Source organism: Acinetobacter lanii (genome assembly GCF_011578285.1).
GTDB lineage: Bacteria > Pseudomonadota > Gammaproteobacteria > Pseudomonadales > Moraxellaceae > Acinetobacter > Acinetobacter lanii.
On the sequence record NZ_CP049916.1, the window covers coordinates 1,466,774 to 1,481,336 of the forward strand.

Genomic DNA, 14,563 nt, shown 5'->3' on the forward strand with positions numbered 1-14,563 from the left:
TTTTTACGGATTGATCTTTTATAAGTCAAATAGAAGCATAAATGCAAAACTATTCTATAAAATACTATTTTTAATGATTTAATCGGTTTAATATAAATATTATGTGTTATGCATCACATAATATTTATTTAATGTGTATTCACTTCATCTAAAGAATTGCGTTATCTCGGGGTTAAAATGTTAGTTAAAGTTGAAAATGGTTTTTATTTAAACTCACATCACATTATTGCCATTCGTGTGGCAAAATGTGAAAACACAGGACATTTTTTAGTGGATTTGGAATACACCCCAAACAGTATGCATAAACTGGGCAATTATCAAATTACCTTTGAAACCAAAACTGAAGCAGAAAATTATTTACATACGTTAAACCAAGCACTTAAATCATAAAAAACGCTTAGTGCATTTAAAACGCTCAATAAGAAAAAAACTAGACCGATAAAAAAACCAAAACGAGAAAAAAGCCAAACCGAATATTCAGTTTGGCTTTTGTTTATTTGAATTCAATCTGTTGATGCAAAATAGAGCACAGCATCGGGTATAAGTCAGTTATTCGATTAACCTTGTAAGGTCATTAAACTGGCATTCCCGCCTGCAGCCGCCGTATTGATACTCAGCGCACGCTCAATAAGCAGGGGTTCAATATGAAGTGGATCTATATCATCCTTAAAATGAGTAATTGCAACAATTGCACCTTCACGTTGCGCCACTTGCTGTTGGATGAGTTTCAGGTGTTCCACTGAACCGTGATGTAATACTGCGTCAAAGTCCCCCTTAATCACATCTGTGATGCTGTGAATCTGCTGTTTAAGCAGTTTTGGCATAGTCTGCATCATGTCGAATAGTAGCGTATTATCGGTTAAAATCACCATTTGACTACCGACTGCAAAGATTGCATTCATTTGAGCCAAATACTGTTGTTCAGTTTCTGCTAAAGCCAGTACACGACTTCGAGCCAAGACGGTATATTGATTGGTTTCACCTGTTGGGCCGGGCAGGATATAACGACCTACAGCGGTCTGTATAGGTTTCAAGTTTGAACTCGGATGGTATTGTTTCAGCCAAGACTGAAATTCAGCATAAATGGAGTTTTCCGGATGTTGATCGTGCGCTTCTAGTTTATCTAAAGTGCCAAAAGGCTGAGCACATTCATTCGATTTCTCTGAACAGTTTTTCTGCATCAGTTTATGAATATATAAAGGTCCACCGGCTTTCGGTCCGGTACCGGAAAGACCTTCGCCGCCAAAGGGTTGCACGCCAACCACTGCACCCACGATATTGCGGTTGATGTATAAGTTACCCACATGCGCTTGATCAATCACGGTCTGAATCGTTTCATCAATACGGGTATGTAAGCCCATGGTCAGACCATAACCTTTAGCATTGATCTGTGCTAAGAGTTGATCAAGTTCACCGTACTGATAGGTGATGACATGTAACACAGGGCCAAACACTTCACGCTCTAAATCATTTAAATTCGGCAGCTCAATCAAAGTGGGTGGAATAAAAGTACCATCCTTTAAAGTGTGATGATTTGGATTCAACATCAGTTGATGAACCGGATAACCCTTCGCTCGCATTGCATCAATATGCTTTTGAATATTTTGTTGCGCTTCTTGATCAATCACAGGGCCCACATCCGTGGCTAAGGTATATGGATTGCCTACGCGAAGTTGTTGCATCGCACCTTTGAGCATTTGAATTAAGCTTGGGGCACTGTCTTTTTGCACACAGAGAACTCGTAAAGCCGAACAACGCTGACCGGCACTGTCAAAGGCAGAGTTCACGGCATCGAGCACGACCTGTTCAGTGAGGGCAGAGGAATCCACGATCATGGCATTTTGCCCACCTGTTTCAGCAATCAACGGAATCGGTTGACCATGTGAACTTAGACGTTTAGATACGGTTTTATGTAAAATTTTGGCAACTTCAGTTGAACCGGTAAACATAATGCCCTGAATACGAGGGTCTTCAGACAGCTGAGCACCAATGGTTTCACCTCGACCGGGTAACAGTTGTAATACCGCTTGAGGAACACCTGCTTCCCACAGAATTTTAACGGCTTCCGAGGCAATCAGCGGGGTTTGCTCCGCGGGTTTGGCAATCACACAGTTTCCAACCGCAAGTGCCGCAGAGATTTGTCCTGAAAAAATTGCCAAAGGAAAATTCCATGGGCTAATGCACAGCACGGTACCTAAAGGTTGAATGAGGGCATCTTGATTAAAAGACTGTACTTGGGCGGCATAGTAACGCAAGAAATCTACCGCTTCACGTACTTCGGCAATCCCATTGGCATAGGTTTTACCACTTTCACGGCTGAGTAAAACCATCAATTCCTGCATGCGTGATTCCATCAGATCAGCCGCACGAAATAAAATATCTGCGCGATGTTTTGCGCCCACCAACGACCAAGTGTTATGCGCTGCCTCTGCAGCATGCAGGGCATGATCAACTTGCTGAGCATTCGTTTCTTGAACAAAACCGACAATATCTTGATGATCGGCTGGATTTACAATGGCCTGTTGCGCTTGAGCTGATCCATGACTTGCAGTTTGATCGTTTAAAAAGAATTCTTGCGCCATTAGGGGCTTGGCGAGCCATTGCTGGGTTTTAAATTGTGCCACCACAGCATTTAATTCAGATAGCGCTGAATCATCGGCTAAATCGAGTCCAACTGAGTTGATACGCACAGGCAATAACACATGTTCAGGTAAGGGAATGGCCGGATGACTTTCACCTAAACTGCCTGTTTGCAAGGCCGTCTGACGAATTTCATGAATCGGATCTTCAATCAAATCTTCAATTTTTAAGGTCTTATCGGCAATGCGGTTGACGAATGACGTATTGGCACCATTTTCCAGTAAGCGACGCACTAGATACGCCAATAAGGTTTCATGGTTGCCGACGGGAGCGTAAATTCGACAGGGCACACCTAATTTATGCTCTTGCTTTGAACCCACCACCTGTTCATACAACGGTTCACCCATGCCGTGCAAACATTGGAACTCGTATTGACCGACATAATAGTGTTCAGGCTTGGCCATTTCATAAATGGTCGCCAAGGTTTGCGCATTGTGCGTGGCAAACTGCGGATAAATATAATCCGGCGCTGCCAAGAGTTTTTTGGCACAAGCAATATAAGACAAGTCAGTATGAACTTTGCGGGTAAAGACCGGATAGTCTGCCATGCCATCGACTTGGGCTTTTTTAATTTCACTGTCCCAATACGCACCTTTAACCAATCGGATCATCAGGCGTTTACGGCTACGTTTGGCCAAATCAACGATATAATCCACCACGTAGAAACAGCGCTTTTGATAGGCTTGAATCACAAAACCAATGCCTTTCCAATCGGCAAGTTCCGGTTCAAAGCATAGACGTTCAAGCAGTTCTAAGGACATCTCTAAACGATCTGCTTCTTCTGCATCAATATTTAGACCAATGTTGTAGTCTTTAGCGAGCAGTGCCAAATTTAAAATTTTTGGATACAGCTCATCATGCACCCGTTGAATTTGCGAACGTTGATAACGTGGATGTAAAGCAGAAAGCTTGATGGAAATTCCGGGACCTGAGTAAACGTCTTTGTCTTTTGATGCTTTGCCAATGGCATGAATCGCTTGGGTATAATCCTTCAAGTAACGATCAGCATCATGGTCAGTCAGTGCGGCTTCCCCGAGCATGTCATACGAGTAACGAAAGCCTTTTTCTTCTAAAACTTCAGCATGTTGTAGTGCTTCTTCAATGGTTTCGCCAGTCACAAACTGCTCACCCATCATGCGCATGGCAACATCGACCGCTTTACGAATAATGCCTCGACCACTGCGTGCTAAAAGACCGGTTAGCATGCTCGATAAGCTTTGTTGTTTTGGGGTTTCCATTAATTTGCCTGTCAGCATTAAGCCCCAAGCCGCCGCATTAACGAACATTAAATGGCTTTGACCCAAATGTTCTTTCCAATTGCCTTGATTGATCTTGTCACGAATCAGCAAATCACGGGTGGCGCTGTCAGGAATACGCAGTAAGGCCTCAGCCAAACACATCAGGGCAATGCCTTCTTGGGAGGATAGGGCAAATTCTTGCAACAAGCCTTGTACGATGCCTGCTTTACCGCCTGAGCTTTTACGTTCACGTAACGAATGCGCCAAATTAAAGGCGAGGGCATAAATTTTTTGATTCAGTTCAGTATCCATCTCAGTCTGTGCAATTAAATGCTCAACACACTCTGGTTCGGCACGACGCCATGCGGTATTAATCGCCTGTTCATAGGTGTTGTATTCTTTGAATTCAGTAATGTATTCCGAACTTGGGAGCGTTGTCGCGGGGCGAACGATTTCAATCGTATTCATATCCACATCCTGTGAAGGGGCTTAATTGTTGTTGAGTAAATAACCTGATTTAATTTATCATTGCAGAAAATTTACCGAATAACTCACTATAATTTCACCCATCTTTAGAGAATAATTCGTATGTCAAATGCCCCGCTGACACTGGATCGTATCGATATCAAAATATTGGACTTGCTACAGAACGACGGACGTATTTCAAATATTAAACTGGCCGAAGCGGTGAATCTTTCAGCCACTGCAGCCTTAGCAAGAGTGCAAAAACTGACACAAGAGGGCTATATTTTAGGTTTTGAAGCCAAGCTTAATCCTGAGTTGTTGAACGCCAATTTTGTGGTGTTTGTTGAGGTGTTATTAGACAAGACTACCCCGAATGCGTTAGATGATTTTTCTGATGCAGTGAAGGATTATCCTGAGATTGTGGCGTGTCATATGATCAGTGGCGGGTTTGATTTTTTGATTAAAATACGCTGTCAAAATATGGATGATTACCGCCGTATTTCAGGTCAGATTTTATGGCGTTTACCGGGCTTAAAAGAAACCCGCAGCTATCCCGTCATGGAAGTGATTAAGGATAGCTCGCAAATTAAGCTGTCGGCCAAGTCAAAGTAAATTGAACATGTATTAGATCTCTTGTAAAAGTCGAAAAATGTTCAAAATTAAACCATAAAATAAAGATTGAAAGATTCTTTTTCGCTTTGCGAGAAGGTCAGGATGAGGAAAATTTTGATATAAATCATCTCCCTTGCGTACTCAGCATATACTCTGAGGGTACTCATCAACTTTAAAAGGAGAGTGAACTTCCATTATGAATTAAATCGTGCTTAGAATTTGATTTATGCAAGAAGTCTATGGATATCACTCATTCATTTTGAACCTAAAAATGCATGCGATCTTGCATTAAAAAAGAGGCACTTAGGCCTCTTTTTAATGATCAATTCAATATCATTTTAATGCTTCACCCATCTCACGATGATAAATCTCATCCGACTGCTCAAAACGCTCGATCACGTCTTGGGCTGGGGCTTTACCCATTAAACTCACGATGATAATGGTCAGCAATGACAAAATAAAGCCCGGTACAATTTCATAGAGACCGACATGCGCCATCGTGTTTTTCCATACAATCACCGTGATAGCACCGACGATCATACCCAGCAGTGCGCCATTTAAGGTCATGCGTTTCCAAAACAACGATAAAATAATGAGTGGTCCAAAGGCTGCACCGAATCCCGCCCATGCATAAGCCACTAGACCGAGAACTTTACTGTCAGGGCGCATTGCAAGGAAAATCGCCAATACCGAAATCGCGAGTACCATCAAACGTCCGACCCAAACCAATTCAGTTTGCGAGGCATTTTTACGGATAAATGATTTATAAATATCCTCAGTTAAGGTGCTTGAACAGACCAAAAGCTGACAACTTAGTGTACTCATCACGGCCGCTAAAATCGCCGCAAGCACCACACCTGCAATCCAAGGATTAAACAGAATTTTGGTCAGTTCCATAAACACAGTTTCAGGATTGGCTTTGACCGCACTGGCAAGTTCAGGGTGAATATGGAAATACGCAATCCCAACATAACCCACAGCCACAGCACCGGCTAAACACAGCACCATCCAAATCATACCGATCCGACGTGCATTGGGAATTGAGCGCACTGAATCGGCGGCCATGAAACGGACTAAAATATGCGGCTGACCAAAATAACCTAAGCCCCAAGCCATCGATGAAATAATTGCGATGCCACTGACCCCAGTAAACATATTAGATGCATGTGGACGAGCCGTTTCAATGATTTGGCTAAATTGTGAAGTATCACCCAACGCCAAATAGGTCATGATCGGTGCCAGCAGTAAAGCAAAAATCATCAATCCGGCTTGGAACGTATCGGTCCAACTGATCGCAAGGAAACCACCGATACACACATAACTGATGGTGGCGATGGCGCTGACCCATAGGGCAGTGGTGTAGGATAGACCAAAAATACTCTCAAACAATCGTGCACCTGCGACCATACCGGACGCACAATAAATTGCGAAAAACACCAAAATAATCATCGCGGAAACGATGCGAAGAATTTTTTTAGTGTCACTAAAACGATAGGTAAAAAAGTCCGGCAATGTCAGGGCATTGTTTTGAATTTCAGTATGTACCCGCAGACGACCTGCGACCATATACCAGTTAAACCAAGCCCCGATGATCAAGCCAATCGCGATCCATGATTCAGATAAACCCGTTAAAAAGATTGCACCGGGCAGGCCCATGAGCAGCCAACCACTCATGTCGGAGGCACCTGCCGACAATGCGGTAACAAAACTCCCCAGACTTCGTCCACCTAAAATATAATCGGAGAAGTCGGTGGTTTTTTTATAGGCATAGAGCCCGATACAGACCATGACCACGATATAAAACAAAAACGTGACCACGGTGGGGGTGAGAAAATTCATAATGTATCCTTATATCCGTGTGGGGATTAATTCGTCCAAGCATTCTTTTTATAAGTCGATGAATGAGTGAGCAGATTCAAACATATATTCAATTTTTTTTGCTGTTTTTTTTATAATGGGATTCTGCGTAACTTGTGTATCCGATTGTACATTGAGATACAAAGCTGATTTTAATTTAACTCAATGAGATGATAAAAATTTAAAACCGCATACTCTTATTTAAAACAATTTGATTTATATATAACTTGAATAAGCGATTAATCATCGAGATCATTTTAAATCTCTATAAATTTACACGTTGTTACAGTGCGAACATTGCCTCTATAAATCTCAATAAACCCTTGCTAAATCCTGCTGAATCCTCTGTAGTGAATATTGATGAATAGATTCATATTAAATCGGCATTTATAGCAATATCAATAATACGTGAGAATAATCATGGAAACGGTTCAAGCACAAACACATCAAGCAGAAACAACAAGAACAGAAAAAGATTTACTCGGAACGAAACAGGTTCCGATGCAGTTGTACTACGGCATTCATACACTCCGAGCATTGGATAATTTCAAGATTTCCAAACATACAGTCGGTGAACAACTCAATTTCATTCGTGCTTTGGCGCAAGTGAAAAAAGCATCTGCCCAAGCCAATTTAAACTTTGGCAAGCTAAATGAAGAACAAAGTCTGGCGATACAAAAAGCCTGCGATGTCTTAATCGAACATCCAGAACAGTGGTCAAGTTCGTTTCCCAGTGATGTGTTTCAAGGTGGAGCAGGCACATCGATTAATATGAACAGTAATGAAGTGATTGCCAATATTGCACTTGAACTGATGGGCTATGATAAAGGGCGTTATGACATCATTCATCCCAATGATCATGTCAATAAATCACAGTCGACCAATGACGTTTATCCAACAGCCTTAAGACTGGCAACGTATTATGCGTTGGATGATTTATTTAAGGTCATGAATCAACTGATCCAGAGTCTGATCTTAAAAGCCAGTGAGTTTAATTTTGTCTTGAAAATGGGGCGTACTCAGTTGCAAGATGCAGTCCCCATGACTTTGGGGCAAGAATTTCATGCCTTTGCCACATTACTCAAAGAAGATGAAAAATTGATTCAGCAGACCCGTGAATTATTGCTCGAGATTAATTTGGGTGCCACTGCGATTGGCACAGGGGTCAATACCCCACAGGGCTATGCACATAAGGTGAATCAATATTTGAATGACATTACCGGCCTGAACTTAAAAGGTGCTGAGGATTATGTCGAAGCCACCAGTGATTGCGGTGTATTTATTATTTTATCCAGTACCTTGAAGCGGTTGGCAGTAAAACTTTCCAAAATTTGTAATGATCTGCGTTTACTCAGTTCAGGACCTCGAACTGGTTTGGCTGAAATTCGATTGCCAGAACTGCAAGCAGGCTCATCGATCATGCCAGCCAAAGTTAATCCTGTGATTCCTGAAGTGGTCAATCAAGTTGCCTTTAAAGTCATTGGCAATGAATTGACCATTACTTTTGCTGCCGAAGCAGGGCAACTTCAATTGAATGTGATGGAACCTGTGATTGCGGTGTCATTAAATGAATCAATTGAACTTCTTATCAATGCAATTCGGACTTTAGATGAAAAATGTGTGCAGGGCATTACTGCCAATGAGCAAACCTGCTTCGATGCCGTGATGCGTAGTGTCGGTATTATTACCTTGCTTGATCCAATTTTAGGGCATGCCAAATGTGATGAAATTGGCAAGCAATGTATTGCCGAGAATAAAACCATTCAAGAAGTGGTGCTTGAGCAAGGCTTATTAACCCAACAACAGTTAGATACAATTTTTTCATTTGAAAATATGATTTCTGAAATTGCGGTGCATCATCCTGAAGAAGTGATTGATCGTGTCAGTTAATCTGCCTTTGGTTCGAACTTTGGTTTGAACGTTGATTTGAACTTTGCTTTAAAATTTTATAATCATGCTTCCTACAGTGACGACTTCAAAGGTCGTCACATTTCTTGAATCATTCATTCGGGTTTTAAAAAGTGTGACTTGATTTGCAAAAAATGATCGTTATAATCAGTCTATATAAATACAAGAATTGAAAAATTAGTTTTTAGATTGCTCCTCTTATTTTTATAAAAAACCACCTCTAAAACACTTAAATTGAAGTCATTCCTCATGTCTATTTTAAAAATTAGTCCAAACTATAAGTACATCTTTGTTTCAGGATTGCTGAGTATTTCTTTACTGGCAGGTTGCGCTAAGAAGCCTGAAGATAGCAGTGCCGAAGCAAACACTGAGACGTCTGAAAAAGCTGAATCCGCAGAAGCGGCAGCAGATGCAGTTAATGACAATCAACCTGACACCACACCGAGTACCACACAAAAACCTGATGTGATTTTAAATGCCGAAGCGAATCCCGCTGAGGCAGCTCGACGTATGGTGCGTGAAGCCAATGTTGCTTTTACCGCAAAAGATGTGGTGAAAACGACACTTGCGATTGAAAAACTCACCATCGATGCAGGTGGATTCATTGAACAAAAAAATATCGACTTTCATGTAGCGGATACGCAAACTCAAAAAATTGCAGATGGAAAAATCAAAATCTTTGAAAAAGTTGATCCACTGGCATCATTGATTATTCGTGTGCCAAGTGAACGTGCCGCAGGTGTGGTCAATCAACTGTTACCTTTAATGTTTTTTCTGAATCAACAGCAATATTCAGCCAAACGTTATGAATTAAAGCTGTTAGAAGAAAAAATCGCACAGACGCAAACCGTTCCAAGTGATACGCGCCGTGCACAGCAAACTGAAATTGCACGATTAACCCAAATGGAAGTGCAAGACCGTGTACGCTATAGCACGATTCAGATTCAAGTGAATCAAACGAGTACGGTGCGTGAACGCATTGATATCGATATGGATGCTGTGGCACGACTCAATGGCGACAGTTTTTGGAAGCGCGCTTGGAATGGCATTCAATATGGTTGGCAGTTTGTACTCGATCTTTTGGTGGTTCTGATTACCATTTGGCCTTTGTACTTGATTATGATTGTGGGTATGTTGATTTATCGTGTGGCAAAGCCTTGGATCAATAAACTCAAATAATGCTTTTGAGTGATTAGTCATGCAGATTGAGACCCGAAAATTTTCGGGTCTATTTATTTGATGTTTTATAAAGATATAGTTTTAAGGCTGTAAATGTGTTTTTAAATATTGCATGCCTTCAGTTGCCGTCATATTTAGGCAATGATAATGCGAGGGAACTCGAGTTTGATCCGCTTTGGGATCGATATAGTAGGCTTCGCAATGCTTTGGAATTTCATGGATTAAACCTGCAACTGGATAGACCGTTAAAGTAGAACCAATCACAATAAAAATCTCGGCATCTTTTAAAATATTCAGTGCATCCTCATAAGTAGGGACAGCTTCACCAAACCACACTACATGCGGACGAAGCGGGTAACCTTTAGGGCAAAGATGTTGCTCTAAATCCAATTCCCAACCTTCGATGTGGTAGAACGTGGTGCTGTACTGTGCATCGGGGCCTGAACTTTTGGCTAAACGAATATTGCCATGTAAATGTAACACTTGCTGGCTGCCTGCACGTTCATGCAGGTCATCGATATTCTGGGTAATTACCTGTACCTGAAATTGATCCTCAAGTTCAGCAATGGTTTGATGTGCCTGATTCGGCTGTGCAGCCAAAATATGTTTACGCCGTTCATTATAGAAGCGTTGTACTAATTCAGGATTTTTTGCCCAAGCTTCAGGTGTGGCAACTTCTTGAATGTCATAGTTTTCCCACAAACCATTACTGTCCCGAAAGGTACTGATGCCACTTTCAGCACTCATGCCTGCACCTGAAAAGACCACCACTTTTTTCATGCTGTTGTTCCACTATTTCAGATTATGTTGGAGTTTAGGGCTTAGTGGTGTTGCTTGAGAAAACGTTGAATCTCTCGACTAAATTTGACCGGCTCAGAAATTAAGGGCGTATGACCTGAACGATTAAACATGACTTTATTGGAATTTAAAACCGAATCCGCAATTTCAAGCTGACCTTTGGCAGGGTATAGCGTAGATTGCGCGCCAATAAAGAAAGTCGCAGGAGATTTTAAACCGGCAATCGCGGTTCGATAATCCTCAGCATGATGTAAATAACTGTCGATATACCAGCTTAGATAGTCCAAACGTTGAATTGGCATGACATAGTCCTGTAAGCGCGGAACTTTGAATGCCCATTGCATGCTCTTTGGAGTGCTTTGATCAGCTGACTGGAGTTTGACAAAGGCTAACCATAGATCAATCAATTTCTGTTTTGGATCTTTAGGCAGTTGCTTTAAGGTCTGATGGTGTTTATTTGCATTTACAAGGGCTGAAATCTGTTGCAATAGTTGTTTAAATTCGGTGTGTTTAGCGCCTAATAGCCCATATTGCCAAGTTTCATCTGTTGGAATTTTAGGGGTTTGATCAATATGCAAATAGGCTTTTATTTTATCGCCAAACTGACCATATTGCATGCCATGCATGGAAGTGGTTGCCCCCATTGAATAGCCCATAACAATGATTTGATCTAAGTGTAATTGTTCAATCAAGCAATTCACATCTTGCCAATGACTGGAAATGGCATCCAAATGTTCAGGTATACGGCAATGTTTCGAGCCACCAAAACCACGCCAATCGGGAATGATAAATTTAAATTGTTTTAAATTGGGAAAAATAAAGGGCAGCCATTGCCAACTTTGCATACCTAAGCCCGACAACACCAATACAGGTTCACCTTGTCCTATTTCACGGACATACAGTTGTTCGCCATCAGGCATTTGATAACGTGGCATATCGCACCTTATAGAAAATATAATCGCTGATTTAATCAGCACTGAAATTAAAAGTTAATGTTGCAATGATTTTAAATGCGGAATGACCCGTTCTAGCCAACTGATCCATCCCAGTTCTAGCTCTATCCCCAACTGTAAAATCATTTTATGGATATACAGGGTTCGATCTAAGTCATCGCCATGCTTAAAGTCCTTATCATAAATACTTTGATAGGTTTTTAAATGCTGTTGATGTAATGTTAAATGACGTTCTAACTCAGGCAATACCGTATTACCACCCAATTGAGCTTCCGCCCGTAAACGTACCATCAGTTCTTCACGAAGTTGTGCGGGTGGACTTTGTTTGACCATCCAATCTGCCAATTCAGCACGACCAAGTTGTTCAACCTGATAGGTTTTTTTACGACCGGTATCATTTTCATCTTCCATCACAGAGATCCAGCCTTTTTTTTGCATGGCGCCCAATTCACGATAAATTTGCTGATGGGTGGCATTCCAAAAAAATCCCATGGAGCGGTCAAAGCGACGAGCCAGTTCAAATCCAGAGCTTGGCTTTTCGATTAAGCTGGTTAACAGTACATGGGAAAGCGACATTATTGTTCTTCATAGCTATTGAATCAATCTATTATGCAACATGTTGCATAAAAATCAATTCTCGCTTATAAAGTATTCATATGCTTGTATGCAACATGTTGCACTGAATTTAAAAATTGAAGCTTTAAAAATAAAACAAATCGGCAAGCCCTGCGCCAGCCAAGGAGATTGTATGTCCAATTCGTCAAATCGCTATCCGCATTTACTTGCACCGCTTGATTTGGGCTTTACCACGTTAAAAAACCGTGTGTTGATGGGTTCAATGCATGTTGGGTTGGAAGAAGTACCCGGTGGTTATGAGCGTATGGCAGCATTCTATGCTGAACGTGCACAGGGCGGAGTTGGACTGATCGTGACTGGGGGGATTTCACCGAATGATGCAGGGGTGACTTTTGCGGGTGGATCTAAATTAGACAATTTAGAGGAAGCTGAAAAGCATAAAGTGATTACCCAAGCGGTACATGACGCAGGTGGCAAGATTGCCATGCAAATTTTGCATACTGGGCGTTATTCGTATCAAGCTGAAAATGTTGCACCTTCAGCGATTCAAGCTCCGATTAATCCGACCAAACCGCATGCACTCACTTCTGCTGAAGTGGTCCAAACCATCGCTGACTTTGCACAATGTGCCAAACTTGCGCAACATGCGGGTTATGATGGCGTGGAAATTATGGGTTCAGAGGGTTATCTGATCAATGAATTTATTGCAGCACGCACCAACCATCGAGATGATGAATGGGGCGGCAGTTATGAAAATCGCATTCGTTTGCCTATAGAAATTGTAAAACGCACACGTCAGGAAGTCGGTGAAAATTTCATTATTATCTATCGACTGTCGATGCTAGATTTGGTCGAAGGTGGATCGACTTTAGAAGAAGTGATTCATCTGGCTAAGCAAATTGAAAAAGCCGGTGCAACCATTATCAATACCGGTATTGGTTGGCATGAAGCTCGTATTCCGACCATTGCTACCAAAGTGCCACGCGCAGCCTTTACTTGGGTGACTGAAAAGCTCAAAGGTGAAGTCAATGTTCCACTCATCACATCCAATCGAATTAATACCCCTGAAATGGCGGAGCATGTCTTGGCATCAGGTCATGCCGATATGGTGTCAATGGCGCGTCCACTTTTGGCTGATGCATTCTTTGTGAATAAAGCTGAACAAAATAAGAGTGATGAAATTAATACCTGTATTGGCTGTAACCAAGCCTGTTTAGATCATATCTTCTCGATGCGTATTGCCACATGCTTAGTCAATCCACGTGCGTGCTATGAAACAGAATTGATTTTTAAAGAAGTGAATACTGCAAAAAATATTGCGGTAATAGGTGCCGGTCCTGCGGGTTTAAGTTTTGCGACCTATGCCGCAGATCGTGGGCATAATGTCACGCTTTTTGAAGCATCGCATCAAATTGGCGGTCAGTTTAATATTGCCAAAACCATTCCGGGCAAAGAAGAATTCTATGAAACCTTGCGTTATTTCAAACGTAAAATCGAACTGCAACCGAAGATTAAACTATTGCTCAATCATACTGCGAGCTTTGAAGAACTTGAACACTCTCAGTTTGATGAGATTGTGATTGCGACAGGGGTCACGCCACGTCAGCTTGATATTGAAGGGATGGATCATCCAAAAGTATTGTCATACCTAGATGTATTAAGAGATCGTAAAGCGGTGGGTCAACGTGTGGCGATCATCGGTGCAGGGGGGATTGGTTTTGATACCGCCGAATTCCTGACCCATGAGGGCGAGAGTGGTAGTTTGAATCCTGAAAAATTTTATGATGAGTGGGGCATTGATACGTCTTATGAGCATGTCGGTGGTTTAAAAGCACCAGTACTGGAAAAATCAGAGCGTGACATTTATCTCCTTCAGCGTAAATCGAATTCTGTAGGAGCAGGACTTGGTAAAACGACGGGTTGGATTCATCGTACCGGACTGAAACACCGTGAAGTGAATATGATTCCGGGGGTGAGCTATCAAAAAATGGATGATCAAGGGCTACATATTCTTGTCAATGAGCAACCAAAAGTGCTTGATGTCGACAATGTGATTATTTGTGCAGGTCAGGAACCGTTTACAGCCATGTATGAACAACTGCAAGCTCAAGGTAAATCAGTGCATTTGATTGGTGGGGCGAAAGAAGCGGGTGAATTGGATGCGAAGCGTGCCATTCGTCAAGGGGCTGAATTGGCTGCGGTGATTTAAACATTTTCTAAAATTCTCTCCCTTGGTTAAAGCAGTGAAGCAATGCTGCTTAGGGATAGGGGGAGATTCAATTTAACATTTAATCCGCCTAACCCCCTTTATTAAGAAGGGTACCAATACAAAAAAAG

General features: G+C 41.8%; 10 protein-coding genes. 5 read left to right on the forward strand and 5 right to left on the reverse strand.

Annotation, left to right across the window (positions count from 1 at the left end; all coding sequences use genetic code 11):
• Positions 1–177 precede the first annotated feature (177 nt).
• Entirely contained in the window at positions 178–390 is a 213-nt protein-coding gene (locus G8D99_RS06755) for a hypothetical protein (protein WP_166323794.1), read from the forward strand.
• A 167-nt stretch (positions 391–557) separates the two neighbouring features.
• Here the strand turns inward: G8D99_RS06755 and putA are convergent, their stop codons facing one another.
• Positions 558–4,346 (reverse strand): trifunctional transcriptional regulator/proline dehydrogenase/L-glutamate gamma-semialdehyde dehydrogenase, encoded by a 3,789-nt coding sequence (gene putA / locus G8D99_RS06760; protein WP_166323796.1) that lies wholly within the window; start codon positions 4,344–4,346, stop codon positions 558–560.
• 120 nt (positions 4,347–4,466) lie between these two features.
• Between putA and G8D99_RS06765 the strand changes: the two genes are divergently transcribed.
• The gene (locus tag G8D99_RS06765; protein WP_166323798.1) at positions 4,467–4,955 is read left to right on the forward strand and encodes an Lrp/AsnC ligand binding domain-containing protein; all 489 of its coding nucleotides are present in this window, start codon (positions 4,467–4,469) and stop codon (positions 4,953–4,955) included.
• A gap of 333 nt (positions 4,956–5,288) precedes the next feature.
• On the opposite strand, the gene putP is transcribed toward G8D99_RS06765, so the two are convergent.
• The gene (gene putP / locus G8D99_RS06770) at positions 5,289–6,794 is read right to left on the reverse strand and encodes a sodium/proline symporter PutP (protein ID WP_166323800.1); all 1,506 of its coding nucleotides are present in this window, start codon (positions 6,792–6,794) and stop codon (positions 5,289–5,291) included.
• Between the two features lie 438 nt (positions 6,795–7,232).
• Between putP and G8D99_RS06775 the strand changes: the two genes are divergently transcribed.
• Together G8D99_RS06775 and G8D99_RS06780 are read left to right on the forward strand one after the other, a co-directional pair.
• Positions 7,233–8,702: an aspartate ammonia-lyase gene (locus G8D99_RS06775; protein WP_166323802.1), complete on the forward strand. Its 1,470-nt coding sequence runs from the start codon at positions 7,233–7,235 to the stop codon at positions 8,700–8,702.
• A gap of 267 nt (positions 8,703–8,969) precedes the next feature.
• The gene (locus G8D99_RS06780; RefSeq protein ID WP_166323804.1) at positions 8,970–9,899 is read left to right on the forward strand and encodes a DUF4349 domain-containing protein; all 930 of its coding nucleotides are present in this window, start codon (positions 8,970–8,972) and stop codon (positions 9,897–9,899) included.
• A gap of 81 nt (positions 9,900–9,980) precedes the next feature.
• Here the strand turns inward: G8D99_RS06780 and G8D99_RS06785 are convergent, their stop codons facing one another.
• Genes G8D99_RS06785 through G8D99_RS06795 form a run of 3 tightly spaced genes read right to left on the reverse strand, consistent with a single transcriptional unit; the run spans position 9,981 to position 12,226 of the window.
• Positions 9,981–10,679 carry an SIR2 family NAD-dependent protein deacylase gene (locus tag G8D99_RS06785; RefSeq protein ID WP_166323806.1) on the reverse strand — a complete coding sequence of 233 codons (699 nt, stop codon included), beginning with the start codon at positions 10,677–10,679 and terminating at the stop codon, positions 9,981–9,983.
• Positions 10,680–10,720: 41 nt separating this feature from the next.
• Complete coding sequence (locus G8D99_RS06790; RefSeq protein WP_166323808.1) at positions 10,721–11,632, reverse strand: alpha/beta fold hydrolase; 912 nt, start codon at positions 11,630–11,632, stop codon at positions 10,721–10,723.
• Between the two features lie 54 nt (positions 11,633–11,686).
• A complete protein-coding gene (locus G8D99_RS06795) occupies positions 11,687–12,226 on the reverse strand; it encodes a PadR family transcriptional regulator (protein WP_166323810.1) in 540 nt (179 codons plus the stop codon).
• Positions 12,227–12,398: 172 nt separating this feature from the next.
• Between G8D99_RS06795 and G8D99_RS06800 the strand changes: the two genes are divergently transcribed.
• Positions 12,399–14,435 (forward strand): NADPH-dependent 2,4-dienoyl-CoA reductase, encoded by a 2,037-nt coding sequence (locus tag G8D99_RS06800; RefSeq protein WP_166323812.1) that lies wholly within the window; start codon positions 12,399–12,401, stop codon positions 14,433–14,435.
• Positions 14,436–14,563 lie beyond the last annotated feature (128 nt).